The sequence below is a fragment of the Paenibacillus sp. p3-SID867 genome (assembly GCF_025142895.1).
Lineage (GTDB): Bacteria > Bacillota > Bacilli > Paenibacillales > Paenibacillaceae > Paenibacillus_AQ.
Genome location: NZ_JAMBDM010000003.1, coordinates 188,162 through 206,102, shown reverse-complemented (window position 1 = coordinate 206,102; position 17,941 = coordinate 188,162). Strand labels below are relative to the sequence as shown.

Annotated in this window: 16 protein-coding genes; 5 read left to right on the top strand and 11 right to left on the bottom strand. The window is 47.8% G+C overall.

Going from position 1 to position 17,941, the window contains the following annotated elements:
• Positions 1-154: 154 nt before the first annotated feature.
• The 3 genes from M4D81_RS07090 to M4D81_RS07080 are packed head-to-tail and all read left to right on the top strand — an operon-like array spanning position 155 to position 3,815.
• Complete coding sequence (locus M4D81_RS07090) at positions 155-1,270, top strand: GerAB/ArcD/ProY family transporter (protein ID WP_260065284.1); 1,116 nt, start codon at positions 155-157, stop codon at positions 1,268-1,270.
• Positions 1,267-2,679 carry a spore germination protein gene (locus M4D81_RS07085; RefSeq protein WP_071220225.1) on the top strand — a complete coding sequence of 471 codons (1,413 nt, stop codon included), beginning with the start codon at positions 1,267-1,269 and terminating at the stop codon, positions 2,677-2,679. Before M4D81_RS07090 ends, M4D81_RS07085 begins: the two co-directional genes overlap by 4 nt.
• A complete protein-coding gene (locus M4D81_RS07080) occupies positions 2,676-3,815 on the top strand; it encodes a Ger(x)C family spore germination protein (protein ID WP_071220224.1) in 1,140 nt (379 codons plus the stop codon). Before M4D81_RS07085 ends, M4D81_RS07080 begins: the two co-directional genes overlap by 4 nt.
• A gap of 92 nt (positions 3,816-3,907) precedes the next feature.
• Here M4D81_RS07080 and nagE read toward each other — a convergent pair whose 3' ends face one another.
• From nagE to M4D81_RS07060, 4 genes are all read right to left on the bottom strand, one after another.
• Positions 3,908-5,383, bottom strand: coding sequence for an N-acetylglucosamine-specific PTS transporter subunit IIBC (gene nagE / locus M4D81_RS07075; protein WP_260065281.1), 1,476 nt, complete (start codon positions 5,381-5,383; stop codon positions 3,908-3,910).
• Positions 5,384-5,744: 361 nt separating this feature from the next.
• Positions 5,745-6,242: a PTS sugar transporter subunit IIA gene (locus M4D81_RS07070; protein ID WP_071220222.1), complete on the bottom strand. Its 498-nt coding sequence runs from the start codon at positions 6,240-6,242 to the stop codon at positions 5,745-5,747.
• 1 nt (position 6,243) lies between these two features.
• A complete protein-coding gene (locus M4D81_RS07065; protein ID WP_071220221.1) occupies positions 6,244-7,131 on the bottom strand; it encodes a PRD domain-containing protein in 888 nt (295 codons plus the stop codon).
• A gap of 268 nt (positions 7,132-7,399) precedes the next feature.
• Complete coding sequence (locus M4D81_RS07060; protein WP_260065278.1) at positions 7,400-10,084, bottom strand: CHASE3 domain-containing protein; 2,685 nt, start codon at positions 10,082-10,084, stop codon at positions 7,400-7,402.
• Positions 10,085-10,334: 250 nt separating this feature from the next.
• On the opposite strand from M4D81_RS07060, the gene M4D81_RS07055 reads away from it, so the two are divergent.
• On the top strand, positions 10,335-10,901 hold the full coding sequence (locus M4D81_RS07055) for a cupin domain-containing protein (protein WP_260065277.1): 567 nt from the start codon (positions 10,335-10,337) through the stop codon (positions 10,899-10,901).
• Positions 10,902-10,963: 62 nt separating this feature from the next.
• Here M4D81_RS07055 and M4D81_RS07050 read toward each other — a convergent pair whose 3' ends face one another.
• Positions 10,964-11,341: a DivIVA domain-containing protein gene (locus M4D81_RS07050; RefSeq protein ID WP_071220219.1), complete on the bottom strand. Its 378-nt coding sequence runs from the start codon at positions 11,339-11,341 to the stop codon at positions 10,964-10,966.
• 236 nt (positions 11,342-11,577) lie between these two features.
• Between M4D81_RS07050 and M4D81_RS07045 the strand changes: the two genes are divergently transcribed.
• A complete protein-coding gene (locus tag M4D81_RS07045; RefSeq protein ID WP_260065274.1) occupies positions 11,578-12,141 on the top strand; it encodes a TraR/DksA C4-type zinc finger protein in 564 nt (187 codons plus the stop codon).
• A 66-nt stretch (positions 12,142-12,207) separates the two neighbouring features.
• Here the strand turns inward: M4D81_RS07045 and M4D81_RS07040 are convergent, their stop codons facing one another.
• The 6 genes from M4D81_RS07040 to M4D81_RS07015 all read right to left on the bottom strand — a co-directional run bounded on the left by M4D81_RS07040 (position 12,208) and on the right by M4D81_RS07015 (position 17,891).
• Entirely contained in the window at positions 12,208-12,768 is a 561-nt protein-coding gene (locus tag M4D81_RS07040; protein WP_071220217.1) for a winged helix-turn-helix domain-containing protein, read from the bottom strand.
• Positions 12,769-12,849: 81 nt separating this feature from the next.
• Positions 12,850-14,127 (bottom strand): MFS transporter, encoded by a 1,278-nt coding sequence (locus M4D81_RS07035; RefSeq protein ID WP_260065272.1) that lies wholly within the window; start codon positions 14,125-14,127, stop codon positions 12,850-12,852.
• Positions 14,128-14,316: 189 nt separating this feature from the next.
• Positions 14,317-15,321, bottom strand: coding sequence for a Gfo/Idh/MocA family protein (locus M4D81_RS07030; protein WP_260065270.1), 1,005 nt, complete (start codon positions 15,319-15,321; stop codon positions 14,317-14,319).
• Between the two features lie 43 nt (positions 15,322-15,364).
• The gene (locus tag M4D81_RS07025; RefSeq protein ID WP_071220214.1) at positions 15,365-15,724 is read right to left on the bottom strand and encodes a replication termination protein; all 360 of its coding nucleotides are present in this window, start codon (positions 15,722-15,724) and stop codon (positions 15,365-15,367) included.
• A gap of 308 nt (positions 15,725-16,032) precedes the next feature.
• Positions 16,033-17,229 carry an acyltransferase gene (locus M4D81_RS07020; protein ID WP_260065268.1) on the bottom strand — a complete coding sequence of 399 codons (1,197 nt, stop codon included), beginning with the start codon at positions 17,227-17,229 and terminating at the stop codon, positions 16,033-16,035.
• A 230-nt stretch (positions 17,230-17,459) separates the two neighbouring features.
• A complete protein-coding gene (locus M4D81_RS07015; protein WP_260065267.1) occupies positions 17,460-17,891 on the bottom strand; it encodes a general stress protein in 432 nt (143 codons plus the stop codon).
• Positions 17,892-17,941 lie beyond the last annotated feature (50 nt).

The following is a 17,941-nucleotide window of genomic DNA, read 5'->3' as shown; positions in this document are numbered from 1 at the left end:
AACGTCCGTGCTTTATGTACAAGACGGCTGACCTAAAAATACCTTTTTCGAAAAACTGAAGGCTATGTCCTAACCTCTTGCTGGGTTCTTTCGCATATTATGGTTGTTCTCCGTGAACCATAAACGGGAAGAAAGCTGAATTGGGGGATCACACATGTCAGGAGTTCGCGGTATTCCAACGAATCAGGCGTTTATGATTATGATGCTTACGGCCGGCTTGACCAATCATGTCATGATCATACCTGTGCTTCTGGAGAAATCCGGACGGGATGCCTGGATCACCATTATGGTGTCCGCCGTATTATTCTTGCCCTGGGTTCTGCTTATTTACGGGATCATCAATAAGATCGGCAATCGTTCCATTACGCAGGCGTTAGACGAAAGCAGCGGCAGAGGGTTCCGCTTGCTGGTGATGAGTATGTCAGGTTTGTATTTTTTCGCCTTTGCCTTCTATACCTTGAAGGAAGTTATCGATTGGACGAAGTCCTCCTATATGATCCAAACTCCCGTCATTGCAACGGCATTGATACTCATGGTGTTATGTCTTGTCACTATGAATCACGGCATAAAGACCATCGGCGTGTCCGCCGGCATATTGCTTCCTTTTGTTGTATTGCTGGGGATCTTCGTATCCTTATCCAACGTTAAAGTAAAAAACTATAACTATCTGCTGCCCGTGCTGGAGGACGGCTTCCTGCCGGTGATTAGCGGGATCCCCGTTATGTTCGGAGGGCTATCCCAGTTTATATTGATATTATTCTTGCGTCCCCATCTTCAGAAAAAGCCTAGTTTTCTTACGATCCTACTCATCCATGTCGTCCTCATATTCCTTACGTTCGGACCCACCGTCGGAGGTCTTGCCGAATTTGGTCCGGAAGAAATGAAGCTTCAGCGGTATCCTGCCTATGAACAGTGGCGTCTCGTTAAGTTAGGCAAATTCGTGGAGCATGTCGATTTTTTATCCATTTTTCAATGGCTTAGCGGTGCTTACATCTCGATATCGGTTTCGATTTTTATGCTCTGCGAAACCCTGCTTCCCAAGTCCAAACAAAGTGTCGGCATATTAGCCGTTTCCACGCTGCTCATTATTTTGTGCGCCTCCCCGATCAGCAATCTCAAAATGTATTATGCGATGGCCGACTATTTTTTGCCCGTGTCCGCCATCTATATTACCATCTTAAGCCTGCTGCTATTCTTCCTGATCCGCAAGCCCGAGCAACAACAGCAACAACAGAAATCCACTTCAGCGAAAGGAGAACCTCAGTCATGACCTTGACAGAGCAACAACTTCGAGACCGTTATACCGATTCCGATGACGTATACATTACGTCTTATCCGGGTGAGGAAGGCGATTTATTGCCATGGGCGATCCTAGTTTACAGTCCGTTAATGTGCGATTCACAACTGCTGTCCAAAATTCTGCTGCCTGTTATCAGTAAAGAATGGAATATGGCGGTTTCCCAAAGACAACCGTTCGATCCAAAACATCTGGAATATCATCTTACCCTTGACATATACGAGTCCAACATGGAGTCGGTCGATGACATTGTTTACTCTGGTTATGTTGCGTTGTATTTTCCAAAGGACAACATGCTCTATTCTTACAGCGCAAGCAAAAGTATTGGACGTGCACCTGAAGAAAGTGCCACAGAAACCTCTGTCAAAGGACCTCGTGACGGATTTGTCGAGGATTTGGATATCAATGTATCGCTTATTCGCAAACGGCTGAAATCTCCCGGCCTTGTCTATTCCTCCTTTAAGCTGGGCGACAAGAGTAAAACCTCTGTCGGCATCATGTACTTAAAGGACAAGGTGATACCGGAGACTGTCAAGGCAGTCGTAGATAAACTCAATGATTTCTCCGGTGACCCTCCCGTGGGCATCGGCGAGCTTGCCGAGCATTTATCACCGTATCGCTTTACTGTGCTCCCGATGTTCGATTATACGGGCAGGACGGATCTGGCTTACGACTCGTTAACTCGCGGCCGATTAATCATTATTATGCAGGGAAGCCCCGTGCTATTGATAACGCCTGCCAGCTTCATGCAACTTCTGTTTGCCGCGGAGGATCCGCAAATGCCGTTTTATTTCATCATGCCCTGGAGAATTCTGAGAATGGTTGGCTTCATACTTTCCGTTTTCCTTCCAGGATTTTATATAACGCTGTTGTCCTTTCATCAGGATCAAATCCCCTTTCCGCTGCTGGCAACCGTGGCAAACACCAGGCTCGGGCTTCCTATTCCAACAGGGTTTGAGATGCTCATCATCCTGTTTCTGCTCAGCCTGCTGCGAGAAGCCGGCATGCAGATGCCTTCTCCCATCGCGTCAACCATTACGGTTGTATCCGGTATCATTATCGGCGACGCAGCCATTCGGGGCGGTTTCTTTTCCCCGACGTTGACGGTGATTGGTGCACTTTCCTTCGTTGCGGGCTCCACCCACTCCAACCAGGATTTTGTTGTCACGCAGACGATCCTTCGCTTTTTTGTCCTAACCATCTCCTCGATGTTTGGGTTATTCGGCTTCTTCATATCGCTCTTCTTAATCGTTCAGTATGCAGCCAACCATAATCCCTTCGGACAGCCGTACCTTGCTCCCTTCTCCCCGTTCTCCATTTCCAAAATCATTGGAAACCTCATGCGATTTCCGGGTAAGCGAAAAAAGGGTGGCGCGCTATGAAACGGATATTGATGCTCCTGAGTATGCTGTCTTTGCTGCTCTCCGGCTGTTGGGACAACAAAGAAGTACAGGATATCAACTATATCACCGCTTTGGGTATCGATTACAAGGACAATAAGTATATCATCTATGTGCAGATGCTCGACTTTGCCACGATTGCCAAGCAAGAAAGCAGCAAGCCAACTGAAAAAGCGCCAATTTGGGTCGGCCGAGGAACCGGCACCACATTGACTGAGGCCCTTATTGATTTGTATACATCGAGTCAGCAGCGGGTCTCCTGGGGCCATGTCACGGCCTTGGTGCTTACGGAATCCGTATTACAACCTAAGCAGTTGTCCCAAGTGTTCGACCTGACCAACCGTTCGCAGGAAATCCGGTATACGAAATGGCTTTACGGCACCAAGGATAAGATGGAGGATCTCTTTACGGTGTCTCCGTTCTTTCAGCTCTCCCCCCTGCATTCGCTGCTTCATGAACCCAGGGAAAGCTATGTCCAATTCTCGTTTATTCGTCCGATTCAATTCGTGAACTTTATTCGTCTCTACCGGGAAAAAGCCGCCACCGTTATGCTGCCTTCCCTTCATATTTCAACGCAGAACTGGTCGGAAAATCTGAAGCAGCATCCGATTCTGGAAGTCAACGGCGGATTTCTGATCAAGAACAAGGAATTGATGGGCTGGCTTAAACGTTCCGATCTGCTGGGGACCCGCTGGTTAGCATCGGCTAATACTCACGCTGCCGTCATCGTTAAGGCGGATGGCGAAGCCATCGGGAGTATAAGACTGGAGAACCCGCACTCTTCGATTGAAGTTATCCGCAAACCCAACAATGCTTCATATCGAATCAAGCTTAACGTAACCGGGACGGTACAGACAATGTACAAGAAGGTTGGAATTAATGAAATGAAGCGGTTAACAGAAGAGACCCTGCGAAAAGAAATGCATAATACCTTCCATAAAGCAGCATTGATACAAGCGGATCCGTATGAGTTATGTCTCCAATTATACCGAACGGATCCGAAGCTCTGGAAGAAACTAGTGGATCAGAAAAAGGAAATTAATGATGAAACGCCTCTTGAGCTTGAAGTTGACGTCAACCTCCGATATTGGGGACAGCGCAAAAGCTTGAACCGATGAACGCGGGACTATGAACTGCTGCATATACCTGAAATGTGAAAACAACAAAAAGAAGCAGACCTTTATCAGCCTGCTTCTTTTTTGTTGTTTCTTTATTTCTTCATAATTTCCTTGATGTCGTCCTTAATGGATTCCGCCTGCGGTCCGAATACGATCTGAACCGCGCCCTGACCCAGACGCATGACACCGGATGCTCCTAACTTTTTGAGCTCCGAATCCTTCACAGCCTTCTCGTCCTTAACAACCAGACGGAGTCGTGTGATACAAGCATCGACGCTGACAATGTTATCTTCTCCGCCGATGTTTTGCAGCACCTTGGCCGCCTTGGACTCATTGGATGCTGTGCCGGATGGGGACGGGGCATCTGTATCAGCATCGTCAGAAATCGTATCCACGTCGTCGTCTTCCTCACGTCCAGGCGTTTTCAAGTTCAGCTTGATGATGAGGATTCTGAACAGCAGATAGTAAACGACACCGAAAGCCAATCCAACCGGGAGAAGCAGCCAAGCATTGGTAGACAGCTTCAGATTCACCAGGTAGTCGATCAAGCCCGCCGAGAACGAGAAGCCCAAATGCACATCCAGAACATACATGATCAATCCGGAAAGCCCTGTTAAAATCGCATGCACCACATACAATACAGGTGCAATGAACATGAACGCGAATTCAAGCGGTTCGGTGATTCCCGTCAGGAACGATGCCACTGCCGAACCGATAAAGATGGATCCGACGAGCTTGCGTTTGGACGGCTTGGCGGTATGCATAAAGGCCAGCGCCGCAGCCGGCATCGCAAACATCATGATCGGGAAGAAACCGGACATGAACATACCAGCCGTCGGGTCTCCAGCAAAGAAACGCCATAGGTCACCGTGTACGACTTCACCCGCGGCATTCGTGTAATCGCCGATCTGAAACCATGCGATGGAGTTTAATACATGGTGAAGACCCAGAGGGATCAGCAAGCGGTTGGCCGTACCGAATATGAAGGATCCGATGCCTCCAAGGCCGACAACCCAGTTGCCGAAGACGGAAATGCCATCTTGAATTGGGCTCCAAATCATACCGATCAGAACCGCAAGCACCATCGTGGAGGCTGCTGTGATAATCGGAACGAATCGTTTACCCGCAAAGAAGCCCAGCCAATCCGGCATTTTTATCTTGTGGAATTTATTATACAGGTATGCGGACCACATACCGACAAAGAGACCGCCAAGAACGCCCATATTGAGCTTCACGTCATCCGGTATAAACGGCATCTGCAGCGGTACTTGTTCCAGCACTCTTGTTAGCACCATGTACCCAATAAGAGCAGATAGAGCCGCAACGGCGTCTCCAGCGAACCCGATTGCAACGCCGATCGCAAAGATAAACGGCAGATTATCCAGAATCGCAAGGGCACCAGAGGTCATGAATGGAGTTACATATTGATTTAGAAAAGCGCCTAGGGCACCCAAAGGTATATCTTTTTGATAGTCGATCATTCCAAGCCCCTGCAAGATCCCAGCAGCAGGCAAGGTGGCCACCGGCAGCATAAGGGACTTACCCAGCTTTTGCAATTTAGCCAGCATGTCAATCATCCTTTCAACTTCAATAATTTAGCTTTTTACTGAAACCGTTTACATAATGCGTCGAATGAATAACCATTTACTCCCTTCCTTCAAGGAACAAAAAAGACTTAGAAAATCCTCCTCCTTGGTCGTACATATATTCATCATTTTAAGGCGGCATGGATGCCATCATGATTACATACCAACAAAAAAAGCCAAGAAGAACGGTGACTATAAAAGTTATAGTCCGATTCTTCTTGGCTCATGCCCATGTTTATGGTAACACGCCTTAAAACGTATTCATTTGATGTTGTTATCTTAATTCACGACTTCCTGTTTGTCAATAACCAATATTTAAATCATTCGCGCCTATAGAATTGATCTATTTCAATTCAATGGTCATGACAGGATCCTGGCCGATCACGACACTGCCGGTCTGACCGTCAACCTTGGAAGCCACCTCATCCGCATTGGTCACGATGATCGGGGTAATCGTCGGATAACCTGCGGCTTGGATTGCGGCCATGTCGAATTCGATGAGCGTCTGACCCGACTTCACCTGATCGCCTGCTTGGACATGGCTTGTGAAACCTTCGCCTTTCAAACCGACTGTATTAATCCCGATATGGAACAAATACTGCAGACCGGTCGCCGGATCCTCCAGCATCACGGCGTGCTTGGATTTGATGACATGCGCAACCGTCCCGTCAAAAGGCGCAATTAATTTGCCCTCTGAAGGCTCGATGGCTATGCCTTTGCCCATATGACCAGCAGCAAATGCCTCATCCGGTACTTGCGATAAAGGCACGGCTTTACCCGACAATGGTGCTGTGAGTTGAATAGCAGTAGCTGTTTTTTTCTTTTTCCAACGATCAAACATGTTATGATTCCTCCCTGGGTTGATTCTTTTGTTGTAGCCGGCCTGTGAAGAGCCGATATAGATGCATCGCTAGAAAGCAAACCTCCGCTTCAGGTACTTTCTTGCCGAGTTCTTTCTCCATCATGCCTGCGAGACGTGTAGCCAGACCATATTCATTCGTGAACTTGGAACGGATCTGATCCGCGAACGGATTATCCACTTGGATGTCTTGATTCAGCATCCGGTCTACCGAGAACCTCAAATGCATCAGAAGACGGACATAATCCATGCTTCCCCGGTCAAAAGCGACCTGCCGCTCCTCCTCAATATACCTTACCAGGTTTCCCACCACATTCGATGCCTTCACCAGATGGCCTACGGGCACATGGCTGACGGCGGAATACACATGGTAGGTCAAGAAGCCGATCTCATCCTCCGGAACTTCGATATCGAAGGTCTGACCGATTAATTCCGCTGCTTTGGCTGCGATATCATATTCTTTTGGGAAGCTGATCCGGGTCTCTTCAAGGAAAGGATTAATAATATCCATGCCTTTGCGGATTCTGTATATCGTAAACTGAATATGGCTTGGAAGCGCCAGGTACACCTTGTCATTTAATGTGCCCGGAAACTCTTGTCCAATGAGATTGAGTATCTGATCCGTGATCTCCATCACCAGTGGATCAAATTCTTCCAGCAGATGGTGAGCTTGACTCCACTGCTCCCGATCCTCGAGCCTGAAGAGCTTCTCAATCCGCTTATCGTCCGAAGCGATCGTTCCGCCTGCTTTGGCGCCAAAGCCAATCCCTTTGCCCAGGATGACGTATTCCGATTCTTTCTTGCCGCCTGTGACCATCACGACATTGTTACCAATAACACGTACGACTGTAAACAACTCGATCCCGCTCATTAACTTCCCCCTTTCCTTTAAGTTTAATCAGAGAAACGGCGAAGGATTCATCATACGAAGTAATGCTGCATACCGATTCTCCTAAACATTAAAAAAGCCAAGAAAAGACCCCAAATGAAAGCTGTCTCTTCTTGGCTCATGCCCTGTTAAGGTAACACGCCGTCTTATGTTCCTGCTATGAATCCATCATAAAACAATTGGCTTGCATTCGTCAACATACGACATAACGACAATATGCTAGGCTACCGCAACGGGTAAAAAAATCTCCTCAAGCCCCAATCCATTGTTGTAACGCATGGATCACTTCTTGGATATGAATGGGCTTGTGCAGATATCCATTCGCACCGTCTGCAATAAACTGATCCGTATCCCTCATGGTGTTGGAGCTCATCACGATAATGGGGAGTTCCGCCCATTCCGGGTTCTCGCGAATCCGCTTCATCGTTTCGATTCCGTCCATTTCCGGCATGACCATATCCAGCAGCACCGCATCGATGGTTTGATGCTTGTATAACAGCTCCAAGCATTCGAACCCGTTCTGGGCCGTATGCACGGTCATCTGGAGTTTCTCCAATACGTTGGTCAAACCGTATACATTCCGAATATCATCATCCACGATCAATACGGTTTTGTGCTCCAATCGGCTGGTTACTTCCATGTCGAATGCCTCCATTGGGAGATCACTCCAACTGGCGCTGCTCGAGGAGGCAGCCACTTCAGGCAGCATAAACAAACTTTCATTGGAGCCGTATTCCGTTAGCAGCGGTAAATATAAAACAAACGTGCTCCCGATTCCTTCCTCGCTCTCCACGGTAATATACCCGCCAAGCAGCTTCGCCAAATGCAGCGATATGGATAAGCCGAGACCAGTCCCCCCGAATCTTCTGGCTGTAGTCTCTTCGCCTTGCTGGAACGCTTCGAAGATCGGTTGAAGATGCTCTGCAGCAATCCCGATGCCAGTATCCTCAACGGAAAAAGCAATGACGTCTCCACTGATCACGAAATCCGAGGTTACAATGGAATTCATCTTCTTCACCCGTAGTTTAACGCTGCCGCTCTCCGTAAACTTAATCGCATTCGAGAGCAGATTACGCAGAATTTGGTGAAGCCGCATTCCATCGCTGTATATCATGTCAGGCAAGTCGTCGGCCATCTCAATTTCAAATTCCAGATTTTTGGATTCCGCGCTTTTGGAGAAATAGCCTTCCATCAGTTCTGGAAGCTCCGTCAAATTAACCAAGTCCATTTCGATCTGCATCTTACCGGCCTCCACCTTAGACAGATCGAGAATATCGTTGATTAAATTCAGCAATTCACTGCCTGAATTATGAATGACAGAAGCGTAATGCTGCTCTTCCTCCGTCAGGTTCCCTTGCTTGTTCTCAGCTAAAATCTGGGAAAGAATTAACATGCTGTTCAGCGGTGTCCGCAGTTCATGGGACATATTGGCCAGAAATTGAGACTTGTACTTCGAGCTCTTCTCCAGCTCTTTCGCGTATTTTTCCAATTCGCTGGCCGCGATTAATGCGGCTTCCTTCTGGGCTCCTAATCGTTCGTTCAGCATATACATTTCCGCAGAATGGGTCTGCAGCTCCTCGGTCTGCGCCTGCAGTTCTTCGGTCTGACTCTGAAGCTCCTCATTCAGCGTTTGGGATTCATGGTACAATTGCTGGATTTCCATCTTGCTTTGAATCGAGTTCAATGTTACCCCAAGCTGAAAATTCAGTTGTTCGATCAGCTGAATTTCCAGCTCGTCAAACGGTTTAAACTTGGCCAATTCAATCACACCCAGAACTTGTCCTTCAAACATAACAGGCGCCAGCATCAGCGTGGTAGGCTCAGCATCACCCAGCCCTGATTCAATCCGCACATAGTTAGGTGGTATATCGTCCAGAATAATCATGCGCTGCTCCAGCATGCATTGTCCCACCAAACCTTCTCCTGGTAAAAAACGATCTCTGACCTTATTCCAAGGCTCACCATCCGGATCGGCAAAAGCAGCGGCCTTTACCAGTTCCGATCCGCCCCGGTTTATAAAAATGGCGCCGTACGGCAGCTTCATGATCAAAGCCAGCTTATGAATGAAAAACTGTACGGCCGTCTCCACGCGATCGGATGATTGGAGAAGCGTCGACATAACCGAAATATGATCCTTCGCCCAGTTCTGCCTGCCGACCTGTGCAAGAAGTTCGTTGGTTGTATCCGCCAACTGGCGGACTTCATCATTGGATCGCACGTGAATCCGCTGGGAAAGGTTCCCTCCTTTGACAATATCGGAGATGATATGAGTTACCTGCGTGATCGGCCTTACGATGCTCTTTGATATCACCAAAGCTGCACAAATGGTAATCAGCGCTGCTCCCGCCCACAGGAGATACATCGTATACAATAAATGGGTATTGCTCTCCTTCATCTCTTCGATCCTGCTGGTTGTCAGTTCTCTCTCCTTGCTTCGAAACGAGAGGAACAACTCATGAATCGAGTTCATGGCCTGCTGACCGGGATCGTTAATAAAGAAATGAAGAGCCTCCTCATCCTGTCCGAGCTGCTTCAATTGGACAGCAGGCTGACCGGCGTTGGTAATCCACTCCTTGATATTCTCCTTAATATTTTCAAGGTGATTGGCTTGCTCCGAATTATCGCTAACAAGCTTGTACAGCTTGTTATAGTTAATCTGCCAAGACGACAGCGCTTGATTGAAAGGCTCCAGGTAGGTATCATCCCCTGTTATGACATACCCCCTCTGACCGGTCTCCATTTCAAGTAAATTCTTCTCAATTTCGTGCGTGAGATTATGTACTTCGATATCGTGCTTCTCTATAAAATCCGCCTCTTGCTGCAGGGAAGAGATGCGGTCTGATACAATCCAGAGAAAAGCTCCAAGACATAATAATATCATTAAATATCCGACTACGATCTTGCTGCGGATGTTGAATTTCAGGTTGTTAGACAAATGGCTAACCTCCCTTGTCATCTATCAGTCTAAGTCTGCTCCTATCCTCATAGTAATTGTTATGAAAATGGTTTACAAGCAAAACCAGTTTTGAAGCCATCAATGATTCTTTAGTCGTAGGCAGTCAGATTTAGAAACGTTTGGGCATATATTATAAAGGAACACGCTTGTACAACATCCTTCGTTCTCATTCTTAAAAAAGGAGAGTACCTTATATGATGACCTTAAGAGCGCTTGCGGGGATACTGCATTGACAAGGCATGTTTATCATTCCAGGAAACAGGCAGAGCGTTTAGCGGGCCACGGAGTTGCGAATGTGTCGTCGCTGGAGCTGCCCCTTCTGCAAGGCATGATGATGTCAGAAACCCATCTTGAACGCGGTAAGGGTCTCCCCCCCCATAGCCACCCGGACACGGACGAATTGTGTTATGTCATTCACGGTGAAATCAGTTATTCCCTAATTGATCCGGACACTCATCAGAATCTTGTATATCAGGTAATACCCGGTCAGGTGGTTCACGCTCCCATTGGTTGGTGTCACTGGGTAACTGCGCTAACCCCTGGAACGATCTTGCTGTTGATCTATAACACCGAGTGCCCACACCAAATGGACGTTGCGCCAGTCTGGGCTAATACGCTCATGGGAAGTGAAGCGCTGCAATGCAATGGCCTGAACATGAAACCTCATTCGAAGGTGCTTATAACACCTGTCCCGTTACATAAAATGACGGAGAGCGACGTTTCAGGCGGACCTCTGCCGGCCCCACCCTTACTCATAACCGGGCATCCAAACAACAAAACCACACGCAGCCGGTGATCGGCCATGTGTGGTTATTGTTGTAGAGATGCTTTTTATGTAATGATTTCGATCGTATAACATCAATCAATATAAAATCTTTGTTCAGGGCGGATCTGTTTCTTAAGGGTACGCAGGTCGGCTTCCAGCTTCGCCACCGTTTCTTCAATCTCTTCCGGGTTCAGCGCCGGTCGTTCGGCCTCTGGCTTAACGCCAGCCCTGAGATCGCGAATGGTGATCTGCTGCTCCTGCCATTTATCCATAAGATCGGAGATGGTGGCATAAAACCGCTCATAATCTTGAATCACTTCGTCCAGAAAGGAATCCACTTCCTCCTGATCATAACCCCGCAGTTTATTCGAAAAATTCTTTTCATGGATAGACAAAGCGTCCAGTTGAATGCCTAGTTGCCGAAATAGCTTTTTCTGTTTATCCAATCGGCGTTTCATGTGTTCATCCATAATGATTTACCTCCAAATATTGGTGCAGCCCTACTTTTTCAGCCTTCTCTCTCTATCTTTGTTTATATCATATTAAGCACTGGGATTAAAACACTCCGGGGCTTTTTTGGAGAATGTTCCAAAAACGAGAGGCTGCCGTTCCCATGGTTCATGTGATTGTTACCAATCCATTTCGGGTATTGATTGTACATAAGAAGCTATATTACGTACTCAACCCAGAGAGGAGCGACTTTTCTATGTCAACGATGACAAAACAACAATACAACGAACTTAAACAGCGGTTGCTCAGTGATAAAGAACGATTGGAAGAGCAGCTGGAGTCCCGCGATGAAACCAGCAGAGATTACTCTCTCCGGGACTCTACAGGTGAGCTGAGTGCAGCCGATAACCATCCTGCAGATGTAGGGACTGAGGTATTCGAACGCGAGCGTGATCTGGCCATCCAGGGAACGCTAGAGCATGAATTGGAGCAAATCCATTCTGCCTTGCAGCGAATGGACCAGGGCGAATACGGAGCCTGTGCCGTGTGCGGCCTGGAAATTCCGTATGAGCGGCTGGAAGCTTTGCCATATACGGCACATTGTCTCGAACATGCACCGCGGAAAGATATCAACAACAACCGGCCGGTAGAAGAGGATGTCATGACACCGCCCCCCTCCGGAGCTGGCGTCAACCGCCAAGCGGCCGACGGCAAATTTGATGACACAGGCGCGTGGGATGCCGTTGAAGATTACGGAACGTCGACGTCGCCCGGCATGTCCATTAAACCCGGACAAGACGATTATAAGAAGAATGTATGATCCAGTACAGCAAAATAGAAGGGAAAGCTGGTACCTGCACGTTAGGTACCAGCTTGTTTTCCGTGATCAGGATTCTTTACGAGTCCGAACATTGGAAGCAAAAAACTCATATTCGTCGTAACCTTCCCCGCGTTTCTTTTTATAAGGGGTCAGCATTTTATCCAGCTCAACAAAAAACTCGCGCGCTTCATCTTCGCTCATATACAAGGTGGTATTGGTCAACATGGAGGTCGTTTCGCCCTCTTGACTCATATTTTTGAAGAAACGGTCTCTATTCTGGTCAAACAACTCGGATAATAATTTGTTCGTTTCGGATCGAATTAATTCCTTGATGACCGGCTCGTCGGAATCTGCCCCTCGTTTGATCTTTACCGTACCGACAAAAGGTTCATAATATTTAGCGATGATACCGTTGATCTCTTTCGTGGATACGATCTTGACCAGTCCGATTCGCTCCAGCTTCTTCATATGATAATGAACTTTAGCCGGCACATCCCCGATCTTGTCCGCGACTTCCTTTACCGTTGCCGGACGGTCCATCTTATTCAATACATTCAAAATCTGTAGCCGATATGGATCTGAATATATTTTGATCTCTTCCAGTGTAGTCAGTTCCTTCGTTTCCACACCGTACACCTCAGCTTCATGTTATTTTTCACTTCTTTTCATTATAGGCCGAGAATGTCGAAATTACAAAACGCTGAGGATTTAAATGGCACGGAAACTCTTCTTCCGAATGAGGAATATCAAGGGGAGCATCATGATGAATCCCATGATCGAAAACAGAATGGGAGGGGAGTAATGCTCCGCTACAAATCCAGTAATCAAACTCCCCACAGGAATGGCAGCTGTGCAAGCTACCGTCATAAGGGCACCTATTCTGCCGAGCATATGCCTCGGCGTTACTTCCATCAGATACGTCGAGATAGGTGCGGTAAGCATAGAGACGGCAAAACCGGTAATGAGCATGCAGAACGCTGCAGACTCCACCCGCCATGCCGGCAGATGTCCTGGAATCCCTAACGCAAAATAACCGATTCCGAGCAGGATAGATCCTGACATGATCAAGGTGCTCTTTTTGAAGCTCTTCCCGTAACGTCCAATCCATAGCCCGCTGCAAATCATGCCGATCAGGAGGGCCGTTCCCAGTACGCTCAGACCTCCGGCTCCGGCACCCAAGGTCTCTTTAACGTAGACCGGCTGCAGTACATTCAGCGGTGCCAAACAGAAATTATTGATCATGGCGAGCACCGTTGTTATGAGGAGCAGCGTATGCTGCTTAACAAAAAGAAGAGCCTCTTTAATATCGCCGAACACCGTTCTCGTCGTCTCTGTCGTAGGCCGTGCGGAGGCTTCCTTGGCTTCAGCCTGTTCGGCTGCCTCCGGATTCGGCATGAACGCGATAATGGTGGCGGCAATGAGAAACGTTACGGCATCGATCAGGATCGTCCCCGAAATTCCGACCAAAGCGATGAGGGCACCAGCGATGGATAAACCGATTAATTCAGCGCTCCGACTTACGGAGGTTGAGAAGGAATTGCCTGCAAGCAGTTTATCCTTGGGAAGCAACCGGGGGACGATGGAAGTCTCGGCGGGTCTGGAGAAGCATTCCAGGGTGGAATTTAGAAACGTGAACAGGAACAAATGCCAGACTTCAAGAGACCCCACAGCATACAGAAAGGCCGTTAGCGAAACCACAATGCCGCGGCTGAGATAGGTTAAGGCAAGCACCAGTTTCTTCGGCCAGCGATCTACATAGGTCCCGGTAAACAAACTGAACAGCAATCCAGGCAGAAAGTTAAAGGCGAACAATGTACCCATTAATAATTCAGAACCTGTGAGCATATAGACCATCCAGCTGTAAGCGATGGAGTCCAGGGAATCCCCGAATCGGGTAATGACCTGGGCAGATAAATAAATCAGATAGGGGCGGATTTTCAAGAGCTGACCAAAGCCTTGCTTTTCCAAAACAGCGGCATTTTGCATGGTTTCCTTCTCCTCTTCGTTAAATGAATAACAACATTAAACTTTTTCAGTACGTTAAAATAATAATTACGTTAAAATTATTTTATCGTTAAGTTTATTTTAATGATTTCGAAGAGGAATGCAATAGGCAAAAAAAATAAATCGCCAACAGGGCGATTTATTCGATCTAACGATGACAGAGTTGCTTCTTTATTTAATGATCACTCGCGATGAGGATCTGGCTGCTTGAAGACATGCTTCAATGGCCCTGATGTTGCTGATGGCATCTTCCGGACCATAGGGCAGCGGCGTGCCGTCCATTACGGCCGCTGCCATAGCATCCGCTTGCAGTGCAAAGTGGTTGTAAATCCCTACCTTCTCCTCGCGGGAGCCCTTGGCCGTATGAACGCAGATCTGGGCCATGTCCTCCATCCTCTCCCATCCAAAAGCTGAAGGAAGCTCAATCCTGCCATCGGTACCTGCAATCTCTAAAGAGCATTTGGAATAGGTCCACATCCCGCACTCAAACGTAAGCCCCAATCCATTTTCAAATTCCACCATCCCGTGGACCATCATGTCCACGCCGTCATGCTCCTCAGAGAAAAAAGCATGGGCCGTTACTGCCTTGGGCTCCTGCCCATAAATCATTCGCGCTGCCGAGATGGGATAGCATCCCACGTCATAGATTGAGCCTCCGCCCATATCCTTGCTGTAACGGACATTGCTTTTATCCTCCGCATTGTTGAAGGTGAACGATCCGTGAATTCCACGAAGCTGCCCGATTTCGCCGCTTTCGATGATTTCGCGTACACGGGCGTGTTTCGGATGATATCGGTACATAAAGGCTTCCGCAAAAAACACGTTGTGTGCTTTAGCAGCCTCAGCCATTTCTCGGACATCCGCTTCGGTCAGGGCTGCCGGTTTCTCGCATAAGATATGCTTGCCGGCCTGTGCGGCTTTGATGGTCCAAGGTTTATGAAGGTGATTCGGCAAAGGAATATATACCGCATCAATGTCGGGATCCTCCAGAAGCTCGTCATATGAACCATAGTATTTCCCGATATGATATCGCTCGGCGAGCTCACTTGCTTTTTCTGCGTTGCGGCTAGCAACCGCTCCGACCTCACAGCGTTCCGATTTCAATATGCCTGGTATCATTGAATTTCTTGCAATCCGAGCAGTACTCATAATTCCAAAGCGCAGTTTCTTGCTCACGAGGTCATTCCTCCTTTGGCTGCATTCCATTCAGATTATTTTGCTAAAAATTATCGTTTACGGCTTTATGAAGGATCCCTAAACACCGATCCAAATCTGTTTTAACCTGTTTTTTGTAGAGTTTGGCTTTCTCCGCACCGTCATCGGTAAAATGGTAAAGAACGATTTCTTGAAAATCGACCCGCGGATCATTCCCTTTCAGCTGCTTGGTACGGTATAACACACCCTCCTGCACCAGCTCATGCAGAGCCCGGTAAATTTCGCTTTGCGGCGGTGAGTACCCATGGCTCTTGAATTCTTGCCGCAGTTCTTCCAGCATCTGATATCCATATCCGCGCTGCTGCTCCACCATGGTAATGAGATACACTTTGATAAAAGCACGCTGGGCGATCATAAATGCCATCTGGACGCCTCCTCCTTCACGAGCTACTTGTCCCATAATATACCTAATTATAACCCACAGTTTCCCAGTTTGCACAATAGGAAGTATCCCCCTCTTTTTAAACCAATAAGGTGTAGATTGAAACGTGGTCGGGTGTTAATTGAATAAATGTGATGCAATAACGTCAGCTTTTATTCTATTGTGAATTTTTCATATATTGAAATTATATAGTATATGGTTTTTCATCTGCTGTTTTATGGGTTGTTGGCGTGGCTCGTTCAGATTGGTTTCAAACAAAAAACCCACCCTGAAGGGTGGGTTTAATTTCTTCACATTCCGGCGGATGTGCCTGTGCTTGGTCGCGATTTGCCGTATGGGCGAACCCCCCGGCTTTTTCCTTCTCCCGCGATTCCGACAAGCCACTTCCCGAACGGCAGCTTGGCAAGCATGCGAGTGGCACCATAAGCCACGCCCACGCTGATAATCCATGAAGAGAGGATCCGAACCAGAGGGTGCATGCTGATCAGCAAAGATTCATCGACTGCATAGCTTATACGCAGTGTCAATAGATGCATCAGGTAAGCACCATACGAATAGAGCCCAATGGAGGACAAAAGCGCATTCGCACCCGCTCCGGCATGACGACATATCCAGCCGGCCACATCGTACATGACCAATATAGAGCTAATCAGGAAAAGTGCCATCATCGGGCGAAGCAGCGATAAGGAATAGAACGTGATCGCGCCATTCGCAGCAGAACGGATTTCATGGACGGCTTGCATGAGCATCCATCCGAACAAAAAAGCGAAGACCAGCCATATGACCGGCCGTGCCTTTTGAATCCATTTTTTCCAAGAGTCATGGTATAAACCGGCTGCCGCCCCCAGCGCAAAATAGAAGAAGTAATAAAGTGCATTCCGATCTGCGTAGGTTGTGAACAGCTCACTCCATACCGGAATATTCAAGCTCCCCATCCATTGGCCAATATCGTTAATCATTCCTGTCAAACCCACGTACAATAGTCCGGATAAGATCAATATCGTAAGCTGCGTCTGCCAGCCCCATCTTTCTTTGACTCCTAGTATAGCGGAGCGGAACAACGGGTATAGCAGATAGAATTGAAACAGCATAATGATGTACCAAAAATGCGAGCTTGATTTCCCGGTTAGCCATACTTCTCCAAGATATTTCCAATCCTCAATGACAGCAGGATTAAACCTATGATTGATTAATAAAGTAATCAAGGTCCATACAGCAAACGGAACGTAGATGTCGCCAAAACGCCTCTTGATGAACCTTCCGTAATGCAGCTGACCTTTATCGTTATAAAACAGCACCATGCCTGTAATAAAAATAAAGACGGGTACAGCAAATTTCGTCGCCATCAGAAGAACTGCCATCACCAAACCATCACCTGTCGCCATTCCCGGCGCGACCGAATAATGTGCGATGGAGTGCTGCAAGACCACGGCTAGAAATGCAATTCCCCGTAAGCGCTCGATTTCCGGTATTCTTTCTTTGGGCATACTGCTCCCCCCTTCGTCTGACTTCGTGCGCACACCTCATTGTAAGGGACACTGCCCCTGATCGGGTAATCCAATTATTTACTGATTCTGATGTTACCAGCACTATTAAGTACGTTCTATTGGGCTATGTATCAAGAAAAACACCTGTCGATCGTACCTTTACCGAAGACAGAATGCGATTGATCTCTATTAAAAAACCCGGTTCCCATCGGAACCGGGTTTTGTTTTCCTTACAGCAGCGTAGTGTCGCGCGGCGGAAGCGTGTCGTCCCGTTCCAGATCAACTGCTCCCGCACGGCCCTCGTTTCTGTAATCATAATCGCGGAATATATCGTAGATGCCTGTGTTTTCTTGATCGGCGTCCACCAGCACCAGAATCCGTCCTTGCTCTATATAGGATTCGTATTCTTTTGCCTCATCTTCCGGGATGCCAAGGCCGATAAAACCACCGACCAGCCCCCCGGCTCCCGCACCGACTGCTGCGCCTGCAGCTACCCCTTCAGGCGCCATCGTCCCCGTCTGCTCGGCTATCATGTCTGCTTCGCGTTGATCCTTCGCTATAATGGAAATGGCCTCGTTCGGAATCCCATGCCGCTGAAGCTGCTCGATTGCTTGGGCTGCTTCCTGTTCCGAACGGAATACTCCAACAATTTTCTTCTCCATGATAAACCCTCCTCATCGGTGGTCGTTCATAATTAACATTACCCGACGGA

What these genes read in the sequence shown, in the direction of transcription:
- M4D81_RS07035 (WP_260065272.1), bottom strand. Translation starts at nt 14,127, where the DNA reads ATGCAAAATGCCGCTGTTTTGGAAAAGCAAGGCTTTGGTCAGCTCTTG.
- M4D81_RS07080 (WP_071220224.1), top strand. Translation starts at nt 2,676, where the DNA reads ATGAAACGGATATTGATGCTCCTGAGTATGCTGTCTTTGCTGCTCTCC.
- M4D81_RS07020 (WP_260065268.1), bottom strand. Translation starts at nt 17,229, where the DNA reads ATGCCCAAAGAAAGAATACCGGAAATCGAGCGCTTACGGGGAATTGCA.
- M4D81_RS07070 (WP_071220222.1), bottom strand. Translation starts at nt 6,242, where the DNA reads ATGTTTGATCGTTGGAAAAAGAAAAAAACAGCTACTGCTATTCAACTC.
- M4D81_RS07090 (WP_260065284.1), top strand. Translation starts at nt 155, where the DNA reads ATGTCAGGAGTTCGCGGTATTCCAACGAATCAGGCGTTTATGATTATG.
- M4D81_RS07015 (WP_260065267.1), bottom strand. Translation starts at nt 17,891, where the DNA reads ATGGAGAAGAAAATTGTTGGAGTATTCCGTTCGGAACAGGAAGCAGCC.
- M4D81_RS07085 (WP_071220225.1), top strand. Translation starts at nt 1,267, where the DNA reads ATGACCTTGACAGAGCAACAACTTCGAGACCGTTATACCGATTCCGAT.
- M4D81_RS07045 (WP_260065274.1), top strand. Translation starts at nt 11,578, where the DNA reads ATGTCAACGATGACAAAACAACAATACAACGAACTTAAACAGCGGTTG.
- nagE (WP_260065281.1), bottom strand. Translation starts at nt 5,383, where the DNA reads ATGCTGGCTAAATTGCAAAAGCTGGGTAAGTCCCTTATGCTGCCGGTG.
- M4D81_RS07050 (WP_071220219.1), bottom strand. Translation starts at nt 11,341, where the DNA reads ATGGATGAACACATGAAACGCCGATTGGATAAACAGAAAAAGCTATTT.
- M4D81_RS07025 (WP_071220214.1), bottom strand. Translation starts at nt 15,724, where the DNA reads ATGGCATTTATGATCGCCCAGCGTGCTTTTATCAAAGTGTATCTCATT.
- M4D81_RS07065 (WP_071220221.1), bottom strand. Translation starts at nt 7,131, where the DNA reads ATGAGCGGGATCGAGTTGTTTACAGTCGTACGTGTTATTGGTAACAAT.